18 protein-coding genes are annotated in these 20508 nt (G+C 68.2%); 6 read left to right on the forward strand and 12 right to left on the reverse strand.

The features are described from left to right. Positions 1–26 precede the first annotated feature (26 nt). Complete coding sequence (locus AB0E63_RS01955; RefSeq protein WP_360359840.1) at positions 27–899, forward strand: 1,4-dihydroxy-2-naphthoate polyprenyltransferase; 873 nt, start codon at positions 27–29, stop codon at positions 897–899. 162 nt (positions 900–1061) lie between these two features. Next, positions 1062–2123 (forward strand): hypothetical protein, encoded by a 1062-nt coding sequence (locus AB0E63_RS01960; RefSeq protein WP_360359843.1) that lies wholly within the window; start codon positions 1062–1064, stop codon positions 2121–2123. Between the two features lie 3 nt (positions 2124–2126). Here AB0E63_RS01960 and AB0E63_RS01965 read toward each other — a convergent pair whose 3' ends face one another. Further along, positions 2127–3248, reverse strand: a complete 1122-nt coding sequence (locus AB0E63_RS01965) for a PLP-dependent cysteine synthase family protein (RefSeq protein ID WP_360359846.1) — start codon at positions 3246–3248, stop codon at positions 2127–2129. 82 nt (positions 3249–3330) lie between these two features. Between AB0E63_RS01965 and AB0E63_RS01970 the strand changes: the two genes are divergently transcribed. The 3 genes from AB0E63_RS01970 to AB0E63_RS01980 are packed head-to-tail and all read left to right on the forward strand — an operon-like array spanning position 3331 to position 5179. After that, positions 3331–3687, forward strand: coding sequence for a hypothetical protein (locus tag AB0E63_RS01970; RefSeq protein WP_360359848.1), 357 nt, complete (start codon positions 3331–3333; stop codon positions 3685–3687). Then, complete coding sequence (locus tag AB0E63_RS01975) at positions 3684–4700, forward strand: M48 family metallopeptidase (RefSeq protein ID WP_360359851.1); 1017 nt, start codon at positions 3684–3686, stop codon at positions 4698–4700. Before AB0E63_RS01970 ends, AB0E63_RS01975 begins: the two co-directional genes overlap by 4 nt. Then, the gene (locus AB0E63_RS01980) at positions 4697–5179 is read left to right on the forward strand and encodes a GNAT family N-acetyltransferase (protein ID WP_360359854.1); all 483 of its coding nucleotides are present in this window, start codon (positions 4697–4699) and stop codon (positions 5177–5179) included. Before AB0E63_RS01975 ends, AB0E63_RS01980 begins: the two co-directional genes overlap by 4 nt. A 63-nt stretch (positions 5180–5242) precedes the next feature. On the opposite strand, the gene AB0E63_RS01985 is transcribed toward AB0E63_RS01980, so the two are convergent. The 9 genes from AB0E63_RS01985 to hemL all read right to left on the reverse strand — a co-directional run bounded on the left by AB0E63_RS01985 (position 5243) and on the right by hemL (position 13900). After that, complete coding sequence (locus tag AB0E63_RS01985; RefSeq protein ID WP_360359861.1) at positions 5243–6811, reverse strand: MFS transporter; 1569 nt, start codon at positions 6809–6811, stop codon at positions 5243–5245. Positions 6812–6870: 59 nt separating this feature from the next. Then, on the reverse strand, positions 6871–7476 hold the full coding sequence (locus AB0E63_RS01990; protein ID WP_360359864.1) for a TetR-like C-terminal domain-containing protein: 606 nt from the start codon (positions 7474–7476) through the stop codon (positions 6871–6873). A gap of 211 nt (positions 7477–7687) precedes the next feature. Further along, a complete protein-coding gene (locus tag AB0E63_RS01995) occupies positions 7688–7939 on the reverse strand; it encodes a DUF4229 domain-containing protein (protein ID WP_360359867.1) in 252 nt (83 codons plus the stop codon). Between the two features lies 1 nt (position 7940). Continuing rightward, positions 7941–9017 carry a c-type cytochrome biogenesis protein CcsB gene (gene ccsB, locus AB0E63_RS02000; protein ID WP_360359870.1) on the reverse strand — a complete coding sequence of 359 codons (1077 nt, stop codon included), beginning with the start codon at positions 9015–9017 and terminating at the stop codon, positions 7941–7943. Continuing rightward, the gene (locus tag AB0E63_RS02005; RefSeq protein WP_360359872.1) at positions 9014–10600 is read right to left on the reverse strand and encodes a cytochrome c biogenesis protein ResB; all 1587 of its coding nucleotides are present in this window, start codon (positions 10598–10600) and stop codon (positions 9014–9016) included. Before AB0E63_RS02005 ends, ccsB begins: the two co-directional genes overlap by 4 nt. Before the next feature lies 1 nt (position 10601). Continuing rightward, positions 10602–11345 (reverse strand): cytochrome c biogenesis protein CcdA, encoded by a 744-nt coding sequence (locus tag AB0E63_RS02010; RefSeq protein ID WP_360360306.1) that lies wholly within the window; start codon positions 11343–11345, stop codon positions 10602–10604. Between the two features lie 4 nt (positions 11346–11349). Beyond that, positions 11350–11913, reverse strand: coding sequence for a TlpA disulfide reductase family protein (locus tag AB0E63_RS02015; protein WP_360359874.1), 564 nt, complete (start codon positions 11911–11913; stop codon positions 11350–11352). Then, positions 11913–12536, reverse strand: a complete 624-nt coding sequence (locus AB0E63_RS02020; RefSeq protein WP_360360309.1) for a histidine phosphatase family protein — start codon at positions 12534–12536, stop codon at positions 11913–11915. The genes AB0E63_RS02015 and AB0E63_RS02020 overlap by 1 nt, the downstream gene beginning before the upstream one ends. A gap of 41 nt (positions 12537–12577) precedes the next feature. Next, on the reverse strand, positions 12578–13900 hold the full coding sequence (hemL, locus tag AB0E63_RS02025) for a glutamate-1-semialdehyde 2,1-aminomutase (RefSeq protein ID WP_360359877.1): 1323 nt from the start codon (positions 13898–13900) through the stop codon (positions 12578–12580). A 257-nt stretch (positions 13901–14157) separates the two neighbouring features. On the opposite strand from hemL, the gene AB0E63_RS02030 reads away from it, so the two are divergent. Beyond that, positions 14158–15516: a lytic murein transglycosylase gene (locus AB0E63_RS02030; protein ID WP_360359880.1), complete on the forward strand. Its 1359-nt coding sequence runs from the start codon at positions 14158–14160 to the stop codon at positions 15514–15516. Between the two features lie 103 nt (positions 15517–15619). On the opposite strand, the gene AB0E63_RS02035 is transcribed toward AB0E63_RS02030, so the two are convergent. Continuing rightward, on the reverse strand, positions 15620–19288 hold the full coding sequence (locus AB0E63_RS02035) for a S8 family peptidase (RefSeq protein WP_360359882.1): 3669 nt from the start codon (positions 19286–19288) through the stop codon (positions 15620–15622). 119 nt (positions 19289–19407) lie between these two features. After that, on the reverse strand, positions 19408–20370 hold the full coding sequence (locus AB0E63_RS02040; RefSeq protein ID WP_360359885.1) for an LLM class F420-dependent oxidoreductase: 963 nt from the start codon (positions 20368–20370) through the stop codon (positions 19408–19410). Positions 20371–20508: the final 138 nt, after the last annotated feature.

Below are 20508 nucleotides of genomic sequence, written 5' to 3' on the forward strand. Positions count from 1 at the left end.
CCGAGTGGCTGACAGAATCGACGGTCATGGCCACCCCTGCCCAGTGGATCGAAGGCGCCCGCCCGCGCACGCTGCCCGCTGCGATCTCCCCTGTCCTCGTCGGTACCGGTGCGGCGGCGTACCTGGACGGCTTCGTCTGGTGGAAGGCACTGCTCGCGCTCGGCGTGGCCCTGGCGCTCCAGATCGGGGTCAACTACGCCAACGACTACAGCGACGGCATCCGCGGTACGGACGAGAACCGCGTCGGCCCACTGCGCCTGGTCGGCTCGAAGGTCGCCACTCCGGGACAGGTGAAGACCGCAGCCTTTACCTGCTTCGGTGTGGGCGCCGTACTCGGCGTAATCCTGTGCGCCACCTCCAACTGGTGGCTGCTGGTCGCCGGTGCGGCCTCCCTGATCGGTGCATGGTTCTACACGGGCGGCAAGAAGCCGTACGGGTACCGCGCGCTCGGTGAGGTCAGCGTCTTCCTCTTCTTCGGCCTGGTCGCCGTACTGGGCACCACGTACGTCCAGGCCGAGACCCTGAACTGGACCGCCGTCGCCGGCGCACTCTCCGTAGGCTCCATCGCCTGCGCCCTCTTGGTCGCCAACAACCTCCGCGACATCCCCACTGACACCGTCACCGGCAAACGCACCCTGGCCGTAGTCCTGGGTGCCTCCCGCTCCCGCAAGTTCTACGCCGCCCTCATCGCAGTTGCCTTCGTCCTGGCAGCCGTCTCGGTCATCGCCACCCCCTGGACCCTGCTCGCCTTCATAGCCCTGCCCCTGGCCATCAAGTCCACCCGTGTAGTCCTCAGCGACGCCGTAGGCCCAGCCCTCATCCCAGTCCTCAAGGGCACCGGCCAGACAGAACTCCTGTACGCCGTCGGCCTGGCGATCGGCCTCGCCCTCGGCGGCTAGCTTCCCCCTGCGTGGGCTTCGGGCCGCGCATTGTTGCGAGACCGACCGGTTCGATTCCTACGGTGGGTAACGATTGCATACGCTTTGTGGATATCCGGCCCGCAGACGCGTTGACGCGTTCGGGTCCGGCGCGCATCCTGTCCTCAAGTCAGTGGGGGACGTATGGGATCGATTTGGGAAACCAGATTCAATAATCATCCGCTGTGGGCACTGATCAATCAGATCACTGGCGAACTCGAGGGCCTCGTTCTGCCCGATGATGTGGACGAGGCGGATTCACTGTCCCGCCTGCAGTGGCTGGTCGAGACAATTCAGGATCACCGCCAGGAAGATCCGCGACGCTACTCGACGCGCATGCTCGACAATGTCCACATTCATATCGCGGCAAACGTGCAGGCCCACCTCGCCCGCTATGCACGCGATAGCGACGGCTGCGCACCTGACCTGCGGGCTGCCGCTGATGGCATCGACGCTGTGCTCGAGCAACTGGGAACCTGGCCGGCACTGAGTCCGAAAGGTGCCGGTCAAGCTCAGTCGCTCACGATCACGGCGTACAAGAGGGAACTCGAGAAGGAGATCAAGGATTCGCTGGAGAAGCAGGTCTCGGATGCCATGCAGAATTATCGAGCGCACCTGAATGAGCTCGAGGAAACGCTCATGACGGCCGCGCTCGGGGCAAGTCGAGACTTAGCCAGCTTGGCGGAGATGCGATCCCAGGGTGCGAATGTCGTGGCTGCGCTGACTCAACAGGCCGTTGCCGACAGCTACGGAAAGAATGCGCGCAACAAGGCGTTCGCCGGTTGGACCTGGGACTTGATGGGACTGACGGTCGGCGGCGTTCCGCTGGTCATCCTCCTGACCCACTACTTCAGCTCGGATTCAAGCATCCTGGCGTCGCCGGCGATCACCTTGACAAGGCTCGGGATCGCGTTCACGGCAATCGGGCTCGGCTGCCTCTGCTTCGCGCGCGGGGCCGTCAATCATCGCGAGTCCCGAAGGTCCAAGCGGGCCGATCTTCGACTGCGCACCGTCCATGGATTCATCGCCAATCAGCCCGAAGAGGTCAGGGAGGCTGTTCTCGAGGGCATGGCGAATCGCATCTATCTGCAAGGCATTCTGGAGAGCAAGGACGACAACGACGGCGGGCGAGTGGAGTTGGCTACCTACCTTGCCCGTGCCCGAGCGCGACGCGAGGCGGACTACTACCTCGGCGGCGAGAACTGACGGTCACCTGACGGGTTCGACCCAACGGCCTGTGGTTGCGAAGGTTTCGAGGGTCACCGTGTACGGGGCGATGTCCATGCCGCTGGTTCGGAGCCAGGCGTCGTCGTAGTAGGTGTTGCCGTAGCGTTCGCCGCTGTCGCACAACAACGTGACGATGCTGCCGCGGACGTTGGTGCGGCGCATTTCGGCGGCCAGGCGGAGGGCGCCCCAGAGGTTCGTGCCGGTGGAGCCGCCGACGAGGCGGCCGGTGACGCGGGAGCAGAAGCGCATCGCGGCGATCGAGGCGGCGTCGGGGACGGAGATCATCCGGTCGACGACGCCGAGGACGAACGACGGCTCGACGCGCGGCCGGCCGATGCCTTCGATCAGGGACGGGCGGCCGGTGGAGAAGCTGTCGTCACCGGCTTCGAACGCCGGGAAGAAGGCCGAGTTCTCCGGGTCGACGACCGCGACCGAGGTGTCGAAGCGCTGGTAGCGGACGTAGCGTCCGATGGTGGCCGACGTACCGCCGGTGCCGGCGCCGACCACGATCCAGGTCGGGATCGGATGCTCCTCCAACGAAAGCTGGCCGAAGATCGACTCGGCGATGTTGTTGTTGCCACGCCAGTCAGTTGCCCGCTCGGCGTACGTGAACTGGTCCATGTAGTGGCCGCCGGTCTCCTCGGCCAGCCGCTTGGCCTCGCCGTAGATCTGGCCGGAGCGCTCGACGAAGTGGCAGCGGCCACCGTAGAACTCGATCAGCTCGACCTTCTCCGGGCTGGTCGAGCGCGGCATCACTGCGATGAACGGGAGGCCGAGCAGGCGGGCGAAGTACGCCTCGCTGACCGCGGTCGAGCCGCTGGACGCCTCGATCACCGTGGTGCCTTCGGTGATCCAGCCGTTGCACAGCGCGTAGAGGAACAGTGACCGGGCCAGCCGGTGTTTGAGCGAGCCGGTCGGGTGCACGGACTCGTCCTTCAGGTACAGATCCACGCCGGTGCCGTCGGGCATCGGGAACACGTGCAGGTGCGTGTCCGCGCTCCGGTTCGCGTCGGCGTCGACGATCCGGATCGCCTCGGACACCCAGGCGCGCGCCTTCTCGTCCCGCCGATCCACCTCACGACACACCCCGTCAACCTCACTCATGCGGGCCAGGCTAGGGCGTATAGCGCGATTTGAGTATTCCTACGCTCGGTGAGCGGCCCGCGGGACCGCGAGGATGAGACGCATGGTTCCCCTGGGGTTCGTGCCGCACTTCTCCACCGGTGAGATCGTGCTGATCGTCGTGCTCGTCGTGGGCTTCGGCGTACTGACCGCTCTCCCCGCCACCACCGCGCTCGCGGCGGTCGGGCACCGGCGCGGCGTGCAGCACCCCGGGTGGAACGCTTTCTGGTACTGGCTGTGGGGCACGGGGCTCACACTGGGGAGCGTGGTGGCCTTCCTCTACCTGCACCTGCGGTGGTGGTCGGTCCCGCTCAGCTGGCCGCTTCCGCTTCTGCTCGCCTGGATGCTCAATCCCAAAGTCCGGCGACCCGGGCGCGAGCTAGGTTGGGAGGACATGACGACTGGGCAGGGGGAGCGATGAGCGAGAACGACGACCGGCCGACGCGCCAGCGGGTCACGCTGACCGACATCAGTTCGCGGGCGTGGGAGCACCCGGCGGATCGCGGTGCGCTGGTCGCCCTGCGGCAGCTGAAGGGGTTCGACTACGTCCTGCGGAAGATGTCCGGGATGATCAACGAGCGGGCCTTCCGGCTGCAGTTCCTCGGCGGGGCGATCCGGGTCGACGAGCGGCAGTTCCCGGACGTGCACCGGCTCTTCACCGAGGCGGGTACGACGCTCGACGTCCGGAAGCTGCCCGAGTTGTACGTGATCAACAGCCCGATCTGGAACGCCGTCACGATCGGCATGGACAGGCCGTTCATCGTGGTGAACAGCGCCCTGGTGCAGGGCCTGGACGAGGAGGAGCTGCGGTTCATCCTCGGTCACGAGCTCGGCCACGCGCAGAGCGGACACGCGCTCTACCAGTCGCTGCTGCTGTGGCTGATGCGGCTGACCGGTGCGATCAACTGGATGCCGATCGGCGCGCTGGGCATCCGCGCGATCATCGCGGCGCTGCACGAGTGGTCCCGCAAGGCCGAGCTGTCCGGCGATCGGGCCGGCCTGCTCGCGGTCCAGGACCCGGCGGTCGCGCTCCGCGTGCAGATGAAGCTGGCCAGCGGCGGTCAGCTCGCCGAGCTCGACACCACGGCCTTCCTCGCCCAGGGAACGGAGTACGAGAGCGCCGGCGACCTGCGCGACAGCGTGCTGAAGCTGCTGCTGCTCGAGGCGCAGACGCACCCGATGGCCGTGATCCGCGCACACGAGCTGCGGCGCTGGGTGAACGACGGCGAGTACACGACGATCGTCTCCGGCGACTACCCGAAGCGCCAGGACGACGCCACCGCGTCCATGTCCCAGGAGGCGAAGAACGCAGCCAAGTCGTACTCCGACGCCTTCGCCCGCTCCCAGGACCCGCTGGCCAAGTTCGTCCGCGACCTCAGCGACGGCCTGGGCGGCGTCCGCGACTGGGTCTCGTCCAAGTTCCCCCCGCGGTGATCGACCTGCGGGACGCCGGGCCGAACGACTGGAAGGCCTGGCGGGAACTGCGGCTGGCCGCGCTCGAGGAAGCGCCGTACGCGTTCGGCTCCCAGCTCGTGGACTGGGTGGACGCACCCGAGCAACGCTGGCGTGAGCGGCTCAGCGTGCCTGGCGCCTACCAGGTGATCGCGTCGCTGGACGGTACGCCGGTCGGCATGGCCGGCGGACTGCGTGCCGACGAGCCGGGAGTCACCGAACTAGTCTCGATGTGGATCGCTCCGGCGGGCCGCGGCCGGGGCATCGGCAACGCCTTGATGACCTCGGTCGAGACCTGGGCCCGTGGCACGGGCGCGACGATCCTGAAGCTTTCGGTTGCGGATGGCAACGACCCCGCCCACAACCTCTATCTCCGCAACGGTTTCACCGACACCGACGAACTCGGTGACCTGATGCCGGACGGCGTACGGCGTGAACTCGTGATGCGCAAGCAGCTCTGAGCGGACAGACGAAGGGCCCGCTTCCCCCCTCCCGGGAAGCGGGCCCTTCGGGCATTCGGAGCATCAGCCCACGTGGACGGGTCCGTTCGCGTTGTCCGCGGCCAGATCCTTGTGCTTGATCGACAGGCCGATCAAGGTGATCACCGCCGCGCCCAGCGCCAGGAAGGCAGACCAGGTGAACGCCCGGGTGAAGCCGTGCGTCGTCGCCAGCGCCGTGAACTGACCCTGCAACTGCTTGATCTGGTCCGGCGACTGCCCGGCCTCGGCGGCCTTCTGCAGACCCGGAGCCAGCTCGTTGAACTTGTCAGTGATCGCGTTGGTGGAGATCGTGCCAAGCAGCGCCAGGCCGATCGCACCACCGATCTGCTGGACTGTGTTCAGTACGGCGGATCCGACACCGGAGTCCTCGTTCGCGACTCCGCTGACCGCCGTCAGCGTCATCGGCACGAAGATCAGGCCCATGCCGAACGACAGCACCAGGATGTACGGCAGCAGGTGGGTCCAGTACGTCGAGTCGACCTCGAGCTGGCTGAACCCGAACATGCCGCCCGCCACCAGCACACCACCGGCACCGGCGATCCAGCGCGGATCGATCCGGGCCACCAGCGTGGACGCGACCTGGGCCGCGGCCACGATGCCGAAGCTGAACGGCAGGAACGCAAGGCCGGTCTTGATCGCGCTGTAGCCCATGATGCTCTGCACGAAGATGCCCAGGAAGTAGAACATCGAGAACATCGCCGCACCGACGATCAGCATCACGAAGAAGCTGACCCCACGGGTCCGGTTCGCGAGGATCCGGAACGGCAGCAGTGCGTGCCGCGACCGGGCCTCGATGCCGAGGAAGATCCCGATCAGGGCCAGACCGCCGAGGATGTAGGTCAGCGTGGCCGCGTCACCCCAGCCGTTGGAGGCCGCGTGGGTCAGGCCGTAGACCAGCGAGGTCAGACCCAGCGTCCCGGTGATCGCACCGGGCAGGTCGAACTTGCCGGTCTGCCGGGCCGACTCGCCCAGATACCGGAACGCCAGTACCGCCACGATCAGGCCGATCGGCGTGTTGATGAAGAAGGTCCAGCGCCAGGACGCCTCGGTCAGCGCGCCACCGAGGATCAGGCCGACGGCCGCGCCGGCACCGGACATGGCGGCGTACACGCCCATCGCGCGGTTGCGCTCCTTGCCGGCCGGGAAGGTGGTGGTGATCAGCGCGAGCGCGTTCGGCGCAGCCGCCGCGGCCGCGACGCCCTGCAGGATCCGGCTGACAAGCAGGACTTCCTCGCTCTGGGCGATACCGCCGACGAACGACGCCACGCCGAACAGCACGACGCCGAAGACGAACACCTTGCGACGGCCGAGGATGTCCCCGATCCGCCCGCCGAGCAGCAGCAGGCCGCCGAACGCCAGCGCGTAGGCGTTGACCACCCACGGCAGCGACGCGTTGCTGAAGCCCAGGTCGTCCTTGATGTGCGGCAGGGCGATGTTGACGATGGTGCCGTCCAGCACCACCATCAGCTGCGCCATGCAGATCAGTGCGAGCGCGATGCCTAGATTGCGGTGGCCATGGCCGTTCTCGGCCTCGGTCACCGAGTCGACCGGCCGATCGTCTGGCGGATCGGCCTTGATGACTTCTTCGGACATAAGAAACTTCCCCTCTTGGGCAGACTGTCTTGCTTCGTCGCGGACCGGCCCCTCGCCGGTCAGCTCACCTGCGACCCCCGCGCCGCAGGCAGGATCACGTTGTCGATCACTCGGAGGATCAGGTCATCCGTCGGCTCGACGCCGAGGATGTAGGCGTGGTGGATGATGACCGCGGGCAGCGTCACCGAGAGCAGCTCGACGTCGACGTCCGGCGCGATCTCGCCGCGCTCGACGGCCCGGGCGTAGACCGTGGCGACCACGTGCTGCCGGGGCGCGAGGAAGCGCTCCTGGAACGCCTTCTGCAGCTCCGGGTCGCGGTGCAGGGCGGTGAGCAGACCGGCGATCACCGACATCGGCAGTTCGTCGGTGAAGCCGCCGTCACCACACGACATCGAGATCAGGTCGCCCCGCAGGCTGCCGGTGTCGACGTCCTCCGGGATCGGGCAGCCCTTGGCCCTGCTGATCGCGTCGACGACCAGCTCGGCCTTGGTGGTCCAGCGCCGGTACAGCGTCGCCTTACTGGCCTTCGCCGCCGTCGCCACCGCGTCCATGGTCAGCCGGTCATAGCCCAGCTCGGCCACTACCGCGACGGTCGCATCGAGGATCTCCTCTTCGCGACCACCCTCGACCCGCGGCCGCTGCCGCACCCCGGCTGTGTCCACCACCATCATCACCCTGCGTAAGTATCAAGTCACGATAGAACGAAACCGTTTCGTTTCATCCATCACTCTACGACTCGTGTGAAGAGGTGCACAAACGATTTTTCCGGGAATTCCGGAGTGGCATAGGTCACTCTCCGTACCAGTGAACCACTGGTACGGCGTTCTCAGGCGTGGCTGCCCGATCGGGCGAGCGGACGGACCGGGCGACTGCCCGTCAGTCGTCGTCTTCGGCGGTGCGGGCCTGCTCGATCCGGTGCGAGATCTTCTCGGCGCGGTGCTCGATCTTGCCGGCCAAGCGGTCGCGGGCGGCGCGGAGCACGAAGATGGAGAGGATCGAGGAGAGGATCAGGGCCAGCAGCAACAACGGGAACAGATTCAGCCAGGTGTGCAGGGCGACCCACAGCACGGCCAGGCAGACGGCGAACAACCCCGCCCGCAAGCCGGTGTAGATGGCGAATTCCTTCATCTCACACCCCAGCGTAGGAGTGCAGACCGGAGACCAACAGGTTTACTCCGACGAAATTGAAGATGAACACGAACCAGCCGACGATCGCGATCGTCGCGGCCCGGCGGCCCCGCCAGCCCGCGGTCGCCCGCGCGTGCAGGTAGGCGGCGTACACCACCCAGGTCACCAGCGACCAGACCTCCTTGGGGTCCCAGCCCCAGTACCGGCCCCAGGCGTACTCGGCCCAGATCGGACCGGCCACCAGCACCCCGAACGTCCACAGCGGGAACGCGAACGCCAGCACCTTGTACGCCGTACCGTCCATCGCCTCCGCACTCGGCAGCCGGCGCAGTGACGCCGACATCGAGCCACCGGCGAGAACCTTGCGTTCGGCGCGGGCCTTGACCAGGTACAGCACCGACACCAGGCCGCCGACGGTGAACGCACCACCGGAGATCGCGGCCGAGGACACGTGGATGACGAGCCAGTACGAGTGCAGCGCCGGCACGAGCGGCCCGGCCGGGGTGTAGAGCGCCAGCGTCGCAAGGCCGAGTACGGCGGCGACCACCAGCGTCACGCCGAGACCCAGCCACTGCAGCTTGTACCGCTGCACGAAGATCAGGTAGACGATCGCGACCGCCAGCGAGGCGGTGATCGAGAACTCGTACATGTTGCCCCACGGCACCCGCCCCGCCGCCAGCCCGCGGGTCACGACACCACCCAGGTGCAGCACGAACGCCAACCAGGTCAGCAACAACCCGATCCGGCTAGCAGCCTCCATCCGCTCCGAGGCGGCGCCTTCGGCGCCGCTGGAGTCGGGGGTGGAGGAGACGGCGGACGACGCCGAGGCGCCGCTCTCACCGGCAGAGCCGGCCGAGCCGGTGCCGGCGTGGTCCGTCGAGGTCGCGGCGGACGCCGCCGAGGCGACGAGGAGCTCGGCCGGGGCCTCTTCCCGCGCCCCTTCCGTCGCGTCCGTCTTCGCCACCGCGGCGCGGCCGAGCGCCCATTCCATGGCGTGGGAGACCATCGCCAGGGCGTAGATGACGGTCGCGGTCGGGATCAGCAGGTTGGAGACTTGCGCGTAGGTCTCCGGGCTCATGGCTGCTCCTGGGTTTTCGATCGAGCGGGCTGCAAACTCTTGGTGATGGCCTGGATCTCGTCGCCGAGGCCGCGCTCGGGTCCGCGGTCCAGACCCGCGACCTCGACCACGGTACGCCCGTCCTCGGTCCGGACCCGCACCCAGGTACGGCGCGGATGGATGAACAGCGAGCCCATCAGCCCGAGGATCGCCAGCAGGATGCCCGCCAGCGCGAGGTTCGTCCCGGGTGTATGGCTGACCTGGAGCTTCACCCAGCGGCTGTAACCGTTGAAGGTGATCGACCCGGCCTTGTCCGGCAGCGCCATGCTCTGCCCCGGCGCGAGCTGGAACCGCAGCTTGTCACCGTTCTTCTGGAACTGGGTCAGCTTCGACTTGTCCAGCTGGTACACCGACTCCGGCTTCCCGGTCTCCGGCTGCGGGCGTCCGTAGTACCCGGTCATCACGAGCATCGGGTTCAGGTCGTCGGGGAACACCGAGACCGGACCGCGCTGGTCGATCACCGCGGTCGGCAGGAAGAAGCCCTCGAAGCCGAGCGTCATCGGCCGCGCGTCCGGCGCCTTGATCACGCCGAACGACGAGAAGTTGCCGTCCTGCGGGAGGAACGGCGCCGGCCCGGAGAACGCCACGTTCCCCTGGCCGTCCTTCACCGTCACCCGCGGCGCGTAGCCGTGGCCGAGCAGGTAGAGGCTACTGCCGTCGAGCTTGAGCGGGTGGTTGACCTGCAGCTCGTACGACTTCTCCGGGGAGTCCGGCGTCTCCTGGTACGACAGCTGCGCCTTGAACTCCCGCGCCGCGCCGCGCTGCGGCCCGTCCTCCTGGAACTTCACCTGGAAGTCCTTCACCGTCAGCGAGAACGGCGGCAGATCCTCGTCACCGCTGAACGCCCGCCCCGGCGTGAAGTCGTCGTACTGCGCCACCGTGTTGGAGAAACCGTTGCCCACGACAACCAGAACGGTGCCGCGATAGCCGAACAGCGAACCCCACGCGACCCCGATCAGCGCCAGGATCAGCGAGAAGTGGAACAACAGGTTGCCCGCTTCGCGCAGGTAACCACGCTCCGCCCCGACAGCCCCGTCGTACGTCTGGACCCGGAAGCGCCGGCGCTTGAGCTCGCGGGTCGCCACCGCCAGCACGTCACCGGGCTCGTCGATGGTGAAGCGCGCGTACCCGGGCAACCGGTTGAGGTTGCGCGGCGGCTTCGGCGGCCGGGCCCGGACGGCTTTGAAGTACACGCTGAGCCGCGGGACGACGCAGCCGATCAGCGAAATGAACAGCAGTAGGTAGATGGCCGAGAACCAGGCCGACTTGTAGACGTCGAACAGGCCGAGCTTGTCGTAGATCGGCCCGAGCTTCTTGTGCGCCTCGAGGAAGTCGGACACCTTGATCGGGTCGATCGGCGTCTGCGGGACGAGCGAACCCGGCACCGCACCGAGCGCGAGCAGGAACAGCAGCACCAGCGCGGTCTTCATCGAGGTGAGCTGCCGCCAGGTCCAGCGCAGCCAGCCGACCAGGCCCATCGCCGGCGGTTCGGACGGTTCGCCGGGGCCGGAGGCGGCGCCGATGCGGTCCTTGAGCTCGGTCATCTCACACCGCCGACCCGAAGTTGGCGACCCACTGCCGCAGATCCGCGGTCATCGCATCCCACACTCCCGTCAGCAGCAGTAGCCCCACCGCGATCATCAGTACGCCGCCGATCCGGATCACCAGCAACTGGTGCCGCCGGACCCACGCCACCGCGGCCAGCATCCGCCGGAACGCCAGCGCCGCCACGATGAACGGAATGCCCAGCCCGAGGCTGAACACCAGCGCCAGCGTCGCACCCCGCGCGGTGCTGCCCTCGGTCGTGGCCAGCGTCATCACGGTCCCGAGCGTCGGACCGATGCACGGAGTCCACCCGAATCCGAACAGTACGCCGAGCAGCGGGGCCGCCGCGATCCCGACGGCCGGCACCCGATGCACCCGCACGTCCTTCTGCAGGAACCCGAACCCGCCGAGGAAGACCAGCCCGAGTACGACGGTCAGCGCGCCGAGCACCCGCGTGATCGCGGTCTGGTGATCGATCAGCAGGTCACCGGCCTTGCCGAACACCACCCCGGTCAGGATGAACACGGCGGAGAACCCGGCGACGAACAAGGCCGTCCCGGCCAGCATCCGGCCGCGCTTGGCCGAGTCGAGCTCGGCCGCGGACAGTCCGGTGACGTACGACAGGTAGCCCGGCAGCAACGGAACGACGCAGGGCGAGAAGAACGAGATCGCGCCGGCCAGCACCGCGATCGGCAACGCCACCAGCATCGACCCCGTCATCGAGTCGGCGAACCACTGACCCATCAGCTCAACCGGCATCCTTCACCATGCCGAGCAAGGTCTCCTTGGAAACCTCGCCGACCACCCGGGACGCGACCTTGCCGGTCTTGTCGATCACCAGCGTCGTCGGGATCGCCTTCGGCGAGATCTGACCGCGGAACCGCAGCAATGCCTTGCCGTTCGGGTCGTAGATGCTCGGGTACTTCACGCCGAACTCCTGGACGAACTTCTTCGCCGGAGCAGGGTCGAGGTCACGCGTGTTCAGGCCGATGAACTGGACCGACGGACCGAGCTCCTTGGCCGCGGCAACGAGGTCCGGCGCTTCCTTACGGCAGGGCGGGCACCACGAACCCCACACATTCAGTACGACGACCTTGCCGACCTGGTCGGACAGCGTCCAGGCCTTGCCGTCCAGCGTCGTACCGGACAGAGCGGGCGCCTGCTTGCGATCGGCGGGGGCGAACACCGACACGTTGCCGGTGCCGCTCACGAATCCCGCCTGGCCCTGCCGGTTCTGCGCTGCCTGCTGACCGGACGAACACGCGGTCACCGCGAGCATCAGTCCGGCTACCAGGGCAGCTGTCCGACGCATCACGCGCCGCCCACGAACTTCTTCGGGTTCTTGACCGGCAGCATGTCTTTTGCGGGCTCCGAGTAGCCGACCGAAACGATCTGATCGCCGTGGAAGGTGAACGAGGTCAAGCTGGCCAGGCTGCACTGCCGCTTGCGCGGATCGTGCGGCAGCCGGCGGCCCTCGATCGCGGACCGGACGATCCAGATCGGCAACTGGTGCGACACGATCAGCGCCTCGTGCCCGGCGGCCTTCTGCCGGGCGGTCTCGATCGCGTCCCGCATCCGCCGGACGAGCTGCTGGTACGGCTCACCCCAGGACGGCTTGAGCGGGTTGCGCAGCAGCCACCAGGCGCTCGGATTACGCAGTGCGCCGTCGCCGACACCGAACTTCTTGCCCTCGAACAGGTTCGCCGCCTCGATCACCCGCTCGTCGATGTCCGGGGTCAGCCCGAACACCTTGGCGATCGGCTCCATCGTCTCCTGGGCCCGCTCGAGCGGCGAGCTGACCAGGTGCACGATGTCGCGGCCCTTGACGTGCTCCGCGACCCGTTCTGCCATCGCGCGGCCGAGCTCGGACAGATGGAAGTCGGGGATCCGGCCGTAGAGCACACCGGTCGGGTTGTGCACCTCGCCGTGACGCATCAGGTGCACGACCGTCGTTTCGGTCACCGCTGCCGTTCCCTTCAGATCTGTACTGCGGCTGCCGCACGGGCGGCCGGGGCGAGGGCGGACTCCAACTCGGCCAGCGCGTCATCGTCGATGGTGCTGCTGACGAACCAGGCTTCGAACGCACTCGGCGGCAGGTAGACGCCAGCGTCCAGCATTGCATGGAAGAACGCGGCGAACCGGGGCAGCACCTGGGCGTTGGCTCCGCTGAAGTCCCGGATTTCGGCAGGTCCCTCCGAGGACTCCACGAAGAAGACACTGAAGAGGTTCCCGGCCGCCTGGATGACGTGCGGCACACCTTCCTTGTCCAGCGCGGTGCCGACGAGGCGCTGGATGGTGGCCGAGGTCTCGTCCAGCCGGGCGTAGACCTCGTCGGTTGCCAGCCGCAACGTGGTCAGACCGGCCGTCGTGGCGATCGGGTTCCCGGACAGAGTCCCGGCTTGGTACACCGAACCCTCGGGCGCGAGGTGAGCCATGATGTCGGCCCGGCCGCCGAACGCCGCAGCCGGGAAGCCGCCGCCCATCACCTTGCCGAACGTCATCAGATCCGGCTGGACGCCGTCGACGCCGTACCAACCGGAGCGGGTGATCCGGAAGCCGGTCATCACCTCGTCGGAGATGAACAGAGCGCCGTTCTCGGTGCAGATCCGGGCCAGGAAGGCGTTGAAGTTGTCGCGCGGCGGTACGACGCCCATGTTGCCCGGCGAGGCCTCGGTGATGACGGCCGCGATCTGGTCGCCGTACTCGGCGAAGGCGGCGGACACGGCGGCCTGATCGTTGTACGGCAGCACGATCGTGTCGGCGGTGGTCGCCTCGGTGACCCCCGGCGTACCGGGGATGCCCAGGGTGATGACGCCGGAACCGGCCTGGGCCAGCAGTGCGTCCACATGTCCGTGGTAGCAGCCCGCGAACTTGACGATCTTGGCCCGGCCGGTGAAGCCGCGGGCCAGCCGGAGCGCGGACATGGTCGCCTCGGTGCCGGACGAGACCAGCCGGACCTTGTCCACCGGGGTGCGGGCGACGATCTCCTCACCGAGCAATACTTCGGTCTCGGTCGGCGTCCCGTACGACGTACCGCGGGCGACCGCGGCCTGGACGGCGGCGATCACCTCGGGGTGGGCGTGGCCGAGCAGCATCGGGCCCCAGGAGCAGACCAGGTCGAGGTAGCGGTTGCCGTCGACGTCGGTGATGTGACATCGGTCACCCGATGCCATGAAGCGCGGCACGCCGCCTACGGCGCGGAACGCGCGGACGGGAGAGTTGACCCCGCCCGGGGTGACTGCGGACGCCCTGGCGAAGAGCGCGGCGGATTGTTCTGTGTGGTCGGGCACGGCCGCCATTCTCCCCGACCGGCCCGCCGGTCAGGTGGGCGGGCAGGCAGAATTGCGCCGCCGGGGGTTCACAAGGGGTGTTGTTACGCGCCAGTATGGGTACCCGGTCACCGCACGTATACCGTCTGAGTCCGGCGCGTAACCCACGCACGGGGCGGACGTTAGACCAGTAACGACGGCAACCGAGACAGCAGCCCTTAGCGGGCGAACTGACGTGTCCACAGCGTGGGGCTGGGCAGGTCGATGAGTCACGGAGGGGATCATCGATGGCGAAGGGCAAGCGTCGCGCTACGAGTGGCGGGTGGCGTCAGGTGGCGCCGCTCATCCCGTTGGCGTTGTTCGCGAGCGCGTTCACCGTCAGTGCCACGGACGATCCGGCCCTCGCCACGGCGTCGCTGGAGCAGGGTCTGTCCGGGAAGAGTCCGGTCGTCGTGCCCAGGCAGCCGATCGCCGAGCCGGCCAACGTGCCGGTGCCGGGTGTCGTCGGCCACGGTGTCGATCCGGGTGAGCAGCCGACCCAGGTCGTCTCCGGCCTGTCGCGCAACGGGATCCCGAACGCGGCCCTGAAGGCGTACTCACGAGCCCAGCAGGTGCTGGCCCAGGTGGACCCGGCCTGTCACCTGCCCTGGACCCTCGTGGCCGCGATCGGGCGCGTCGAGTCGAACCACGGCCGCTTCGGCGGCAACGCGCTGAACTCACAGGGCGTCGCCGTACCGGGCATCTACGGCCCGCGGCTGGACGGCGTACACACGGCCAAGATCTCCGACACCGACGCGGGCGCGTTCGACGGTGACGGGGCATTCGACCGCGCGGTCGGCCCGATGCAGTTCATCCCGGGCACCTGGCGGTCCATGGGCGTCGACGGTGACGGCGACGGCGTGCGGAACCCGCAGGACATCGACGATGCGGCCATGTCCACCGCGGTCTACCTGTGCTCCGGCAAGACCGACCTCTCCAAGGCGAGCGATCTGAACTCGGCCGTCCTGCGCTACAACCACTCCCAGCAGTACGTCGACCTCGTGGTGAGCATCGCCAAGGCGTATGCCGGTGGCAGCTGGATCGCGGTCGGCAACGGGACCGAGGACGACGAGCAGGGTGTCGACCGGGCCGGTGACCAGGTCGGCGACCCGGGCATCGACGCCCCGGCGGACGACAACCTGCCGCAGGCGACCGACCAGGAGAGGTATCCGACGGTCCGGCCGACGACGACGGACGATCAGGGCGGCAAGCCGACGACCGACCCGACCAAGCGGCCGCCGACCACGACGAAGCCGACGGACGACCAGACCACCAAGCCGCCGACGACCAAGCCGCCGACCACGGTCCCGACCACCCCGCCGACCACGACGAAGCCGCCCGCGCCGGGTCTCGCCACCCTGCAGACGGCGGCCGGCCTGATCGTCGGCACCGTCGGCAGCACGGTGGGCGAGCTGACCAAGGCGACGCAGTACTGCCAGTCCGAGCTGACGAAGGTGACGATCACCAAGCCGACCCAGGACCAGCTGCAGAAGTGCGTGACGGCCTACCAGACCGGCGGCGCGAAGGCCGTCGACCAGGTCATCCGCAACCTGTTGTCCCTGCTCGGACTGCTGGGCGTTCTCGGTGGAGGCATCCTCGGGAACTGACCCTTCCAAGACCGGCGCGCCTGCCCCCACCCCTCCCTTGGCGCGCCTCCGGCGACGCCACGGAGCACACCCCCCCGGCTTCGTGGCGTCGCCTTTTTAACGTTCAGTTCACCGGCCAGGCCCGCTCGATGCGCTGGCTGACCTTGTTGCCGATCAGGTCCGTCGCCGTCACCCGGATGCTCGCGTACGACGCATCGCCCGGAGCGGGAGGCAGTTGCGCGCGGACGGTCCCGCCGAGTCCCCGCAACGCGAGTCGCTGCCAGGTCTTCCCGTCGTACGAGATCTCCGCCGTGGTGCGGAAGATCGGGAGCCCATGGACGCCGGGCTGGTACGCCGGCGTCAGCTCGAGCCAGCCGTCGGAGTGCCTGTAGTCGACCTGGACCAATGGCAGCACGGCCCGACTCTTCGCCGGCTTGGACAGGAAGTGCCACTCGGTGTGCGTCGCAGTCGACGTGGTCGCCCAGCTGTTCGGACCACGCTTCTGGTCGAGCGTGAGGTCGTACCAGGCCGCCTTCGCCGGCACCGCGAACTGCGCGACCGACCAGTCCTTGCTGCCGAGTTCGACCCCGTTGCTGCTGAGCTTGAGGCTGGTCACGTCACCCCGGTCGCCCCAGCCGTAGATGGTCCGGTCGCCGTTCACGTACTGCGGGATCGCGATCCGTAGCGCGTTCTCGAAGCGAGCCGGCGGCCAGCCCTGCGCTTCGTCACCTGACGCTTCCGGCACGGCCGGGCGCATCAAAGGCGCCCACCAGTCGCGGGTGACCTTCTCGTTCGGGCGGTAGCCGCGAGGGAGCGTGTTCTCGAAGCCGGACTCGTTCCACTCCCCCGCGCGCGTCTTCTCGTCCCAGGTGACGCCGTTGAGGTCCGTGGCCAGGTAGTCGGTGCGGGTGACCGGTCCGGTCACGGACCGCGTCGACGTCAGCCCGACGGGGATTCCCGGCAGGTGGGCGACCCGCTGGTCGGTGTGCAGGTACCAGGCGTCGTTGCGCTGGAAGTCCGTGGTCACCACAGCCGGCCGCAGCTTCGCGAAGTCGTACGTGAGCGGTCCCTTCACCGTCGACGGTCCGACGACCAGGTCGTACCGGTAGGTGCTGTCGAGCAAACCGTTCAGCTGCAGGGAGACCGGGCCATTCGCCAGCAGGTCGAGCAGCTGCCTCCCCTGCTCCGCCCGGAGCATGTAGAACGGGAAGTCTTCGCTGACCATGCTCGACCAGAAGCCGGGCGCCTCGTTGTACATGAAGGCCGCCTTGGCGCCAGCGTCCTTGGCCGCCTCGACCTGCGCCTGCGTGTCGTCGTTCGAGCGGAACCGGATCAGCGCGACCTTGTCCTTGGCGCCGGCCAGCTCGCCCGCCGTCCCGTCGCCGCCGTTGTAGAGCGGGAGCTTCTCGGTCCCGACGTACACCTTCCGGAAGTCGCCCTGGGCGGGGGTCGGCAGGCGGAAGCTGCCACCCACGCCATTGACGTCGACGGTCAGCATCGGCTCCGCGAGGTCCCAGCGCTGCACGACCTGGAAGGTGCCGTTGGCAACCTTTCCGAAGTCCTGCACGTAGACGTTGTCGCTGACCCGCTCGTCGAATCCCCAGCCGGAGACCGCGTCCCGATCGCCGACCTTGCGGTGCCAGGCGATCCCGATGCTCTGCAGGTCGGCCCGCCGTGGCGTCTTCACCGTCACCTTGTGCGCCTTGCGAGCGTCGAAGGTGTACGTCCGATCGCCGTCGATCCACTCGTCCGGGTCGCCGAGCAAGGTGACCGAGTTCCCCCAGCCGGCCTCGTCGCCGCCCATCGCGTACGCCATCACGCTGTAACGCCCGGTCGGTATGTCGAGAGTCCGGCTGCCGGTGTCGTCGAACGCAATCCCGTCCACGGCGCCGGTGTCCTGGTTCCACAGTTGCACGCCGCTCGCGCCGGCCGCCGCGGTGGCCGGCTGACCGTCCCGGCCGATCGCCTTCACGGTCACCTGGTTCAGCCGGCCGCCGGCCGCGAACCCGAGCCCGGTCCGGAACGACTGGTTTCCGGTCCGGGCGGTGAGGATGCCGGAGTACTTGGCCGGCTGGGTCTTGGCGAGATCGAGAGTGACCGTGGCGGACGCCGTACCGTTGGCCGGGATGGTCAGACGGGCGGGCTTGACGGTGAGGGACGCCTTCACCGTCGCGGGTGACTGGGCGCCGACGGTCAGGTCGAGGGTCACCGGCCGGTTCGAGTTGTTGCGGTAGGCAACCGTGCGGGTGACCGGGGCGGGCGCGGTCGCTCCGGTCCACGACAGGTCACCGAAGAACAGGTTCGCGGTGTCCGGCAGAACCTTCGGGTCGAGTGCGCTGGGGATGTCGACCCGGCCGAGGCCTTGCTGGTCCGGCCGCGCGTCCTTGGCCGGAACCGCCGTCGCGGCCAGGGCGGCCTTCAACTGCGGGCCGGTCCAGTCCGGGTGACGCTGGGCGAGGATCGCGGCGGCACCGGCGACGTGCGGAGTGGCCATCGAGGTGCCGCTCATCGCGGTGTAGTACTGGCTGAGCACGTGCCCCTGCTCAGTGCCGGCGGCCCGGGCGGCCGCGATCTCCACGCCGGGCGCCGTCACCTCGGGCTTCATCGCGCCGTCGCCGAGGCGCGGGCCGCGGCTGGAGAAGTTCGCCAGCTTGTCGTCGCGGTCCACCGCGCCCACGGTCAGCGCCTCGGACGCCGTACCAGGAGAACCAACGGTTTCCTCGTCGCCGGCGTTACCGGCGGCGACGACGAACAGGGCGCCGCTGGACTTCGACAGCTCGTCGACGGCCTGGCTCATCGGGTCGGTGCCGTCGGTCGGCCAGCCGCCGAGGCTCATGCTGATGACCTTCGCGCCCTGCTGGACCGCCCACTCCATGCCGGCGATCGCCTCGGAGTCGTAGCCACCGCCACTGTTGTCGAGCACCTTGCCGATCAGCAGTTCCGCGCCCGGTGCGACACCCTTGCGCTTGCCGCCGGACGCCGTACCGAGGCCCGCGACGATCGACGCGGTGTGGGTGCCGTGGCCGTGCAGGTCCTGGACCGCCTGGTCAGGGACGAAGCTCTCGGACGCGACGACCTGCTTGGCGAGGTCGGGGTGGCCGGCGTCGTACCCGGTGTCGAGGACGGCCACCTTGACGCCATGGCCGTCGTACCCGGCCTTCCACGCAGTCGGGGCACCGATCTGTTCCGTGGACTGGTCGAGGGTCGCGTGGGTGCGGCCGTCGAGCCAGATCTTGGTGACCTGGCCGGTCTTGAAGGTGGTTGGGCCGCTGATGCTGTCCCAGAAGGACTTGGCGTCGGACTTCTGCACGGTGACCGCGCTGCTGTCGACGCTGGGGAGGGTACGGCGCAGTGTCGCGGCCGCTGGGGTGGAAGGGGTGCTGCGCAGGGTCGCCGGCGCGGTGAGGAGGAGGGGCAGCCGGTCGGTTCTCGCGTCGTCGTACCCCTGCGCGACGAGCTCGGTGAGGTTGAAGAGCCGCTTGTCCAGACGGCCCTCGGTGAGCAGCGGGTAGGCCTTGGCAGGTACCAGGCTGAGCTCGCCGTCGAAGCTGCCGAAGTAGTACGGCTCGTCGCTGGTCAGCCGGGCGGAGACCTGCCCGTTCGAACTCGCGGTCAGCTCGGCGACATCACCGGTGACCAGGGTGATCAGCCGCGTACTCGCGCCTGGGGTCGGCTTGGCGACTGTGCCGCCGGGGCCGTCGGCATTCGCCGTCGCGGTGGTCGTCAGCAGCAGGGAACTGACGACCACCGCGGCGAGCAGGCTCCTCGCGAGCCGGGACGATCGGGCAAACACAGGCGGACACCTCCCGATGCCCCGACCCACGCGAGGCCATCGTCGGGAGCCTGACAGTTGCCCTCAGCCCCGGTCCACCACTGGAGTTGTCAAACACCCGCCATGACCGATACCAGCCATCACGCGAAGCGCTTGGCTACCTGCTCTACCCGGTCCACCAGGTCCAGGTCGTAGGCCACGCCAGGCACGTAGAAGATGATGTAGTCGGCGCCGGCTTCGAGGGAGGCCTCGACCTTTGCGGCGATCTCGTCCTCGGTGCCGATCAGGTTGTCCTTGTCGAACTTCTCCCGGTCCATCGGGCCGAGGGCCTTCTCGGTCGCCCGCGTCGGGTCGTCACCCTTGTCGATCGGGAACACGTTGAACGACGTCGACTTGATGATCTCGTCGTAGTCGCGGCCGACCTTCTCGCAGTGCCCGCGCAGGATCGCGGCCTTCTCCCGGATCACCTCGGGGTTGCCCCCGCCGATGTTCGCGGCGTCGCCGTACTGCGCGACCAGCTTCAGCGTGACCTTCGGGCCGCCGCCGCCGATCCAGAAGCTCGGGTGCGGCTTGCGGACACCCTTCGGCTCGTTGATCGGCGCGTCGATCGAGTAGTGCTTGCCGCTGTAGACCGGCTTGTCCTCGGTCCACATCTTGTAGATGATCTCGGTGGCCTCACGGAAGGCGGCCATCCGCGGCGGGATGTCGGTCCACTCGTAGCCGTAGGCCTTCCACTCGTGCTCGTACCAGCCCGCGCCGATCCCGGCGTACAGGCGGCCGTGGCTGGCGACGTCGACGGTGGACGCGATCTTCGCGTACAGCGCCGGGTTGCGGTAACCGTTGCAGCCGACCATCTGGCCGATGTTCACCCGGGAGGTGTCGCGCGCCAGCGCGGCCGTCGCGCTCCAGCACTCGAAGGTGGTGTTGTCAGTCGGCTCCGGCACCGTGTGGAAGTGGTCGAAGAGCCAGATCGAGTCCCAGGACTGGTCGTCGGCCCGCTTGGCGACGTCCGTCATCGCTTCCCACTGCTCTATCGGATCGGCGATCTGCGCCAGATCCATCTTCCAGCCCTGCGGGACGAAAATCCCGAAACGTGTAGTCATGCTGACATCCTTTCCGGCGACGCCGGTCGGGGTCTATCACTCTGACTACTGAATTCGTTCTCAATCGGACCACTGAAACTTCTTAATGCGCCCTGGGTGCACCCGTACGCCGGATGCACCCAGGGGCCACAGGTGTCC

Origin of the sequence: Kribbella sp. NPDC026596 (assembly GCF_040638415.1) — a bacterium.
In the GTDB taxonomy this organism is placed as follows: domain Bacteria; phylum Actinomycetota; class Actinomycetes; order Propionibacteriales; family Kribbellaceae; genus Kribbella.

Excerpts from the sequence above, each read along its gene's own strand:
- ccsB (WP_360359870.1), bottom strand. The coding sequence starts at position 9,017 with ATGAGCCCGGAGACCTACGCGCAAGTCTCCAACCTGCTGATCCCGACC.
- hemL (WP_360359877.1), bottom strand. The coding sequence starts at position 13,900 with ATGGCGGCCGTGCCCGACCACACAGAACAATCCGCCGCGCTCTTCGCC.
- AB0E63_RS02010 (WP_360360306.1), bottom strand. The coding sequence starts at position 11,345 with ATGGGTCAGTGGTTCGCCGACTCGATGACGGGGTCGATGCTGGTGGCG.
- AB0E63_RS01995 (WP_360359867.1), bottom strand. The coding sequence starts at position 7,939 with ATGAAGGAATTCGCCATCTACACCGGCTTGCGGGCGGGGTTGTTCGCC.
- AB0E63_RS01970 (WP_360359848.1), top strand. The coding sequence starts at position 3,331 with ATGGTTCCCCTGGGGTTCGTGCCGCACTTCTCCACCGGTGAGATCGTG.
- AB0E63_RS02005 (WP_360359872.1), bottom strand. The coding sequence starts at position 10,600 with ATGACCGAGCTCAAGGACCGCATCGGCGCCGCCTCCGGCCCCGGCGAA.
- AB0E63_RS02020 (WP_360360309.1), bottom strand. The coding sequence starts at position 12,536 with ATGCGTCACGGCGAGGTGCACAACCCGACCGGTGTGCTCTACGGCCGG.
- AB0E63_RS01960 (WP_360359843.1), top strand. The coding sequence starts at position 1,062 with ATGGGATCGATTTGGGAAACCAGATTCAATAATCATCCGCTGTGGGCA.
- AB0E63_RS01955 (WP_360359840.1), top strand. The coding sequence starts at position 27 with ATGGCCACCCCTGCCCAGTGGATCGAAGGCGCCCGCCCGCGCACGCTG.
- AB0E63_RS01985 (WP_360359861.1), bottom strand. The coding sequence starts at position 6,811 with ATGTCCGAAGAAGTCATCAAGGCCGATCCGCCAGACGATCGGCCGGTC.
- AB0E63_RS02015 (WP_360359874.1), bottom strand. The coding sequence starts at position 11,913 with ATGCGTCGGACAGCTGCCCTGGTAGCCGGACTGATGCTCGCGGTGACC.
- AB0E63_RS02030 (WP_360359880.1), top strand. The coding sequence starts at position 14,158 with ATGGCGAAGGGCAAGCGTCGCGCTACGAGTGGCGGGTGGCGTCAGGTG.
- AB0E63_RS01965 (WP_360359846.1), bottom strand. The coding sequence starts at position 3,248 with ATGAGTGAGGTTGACGGGGTGTGTCGTGAGGTGGATCGGCGGGACGAG.
- AB0E63_RS01975 (WP_360359851.1), top strand. The coding sequence starts at position 3,684 with ATGAGCGAGAACGACGACCGGCCGACGCGCCAGCGGGTCACGCTGACC.
- AB0E63_RS02040 (WP_360359885.1), bottom strand. The coding sequence starts at position 20,370 with ATGACTACACGTTTCGGGATTTTCGTCCCGCAGGGCTGGAAGATGGAT.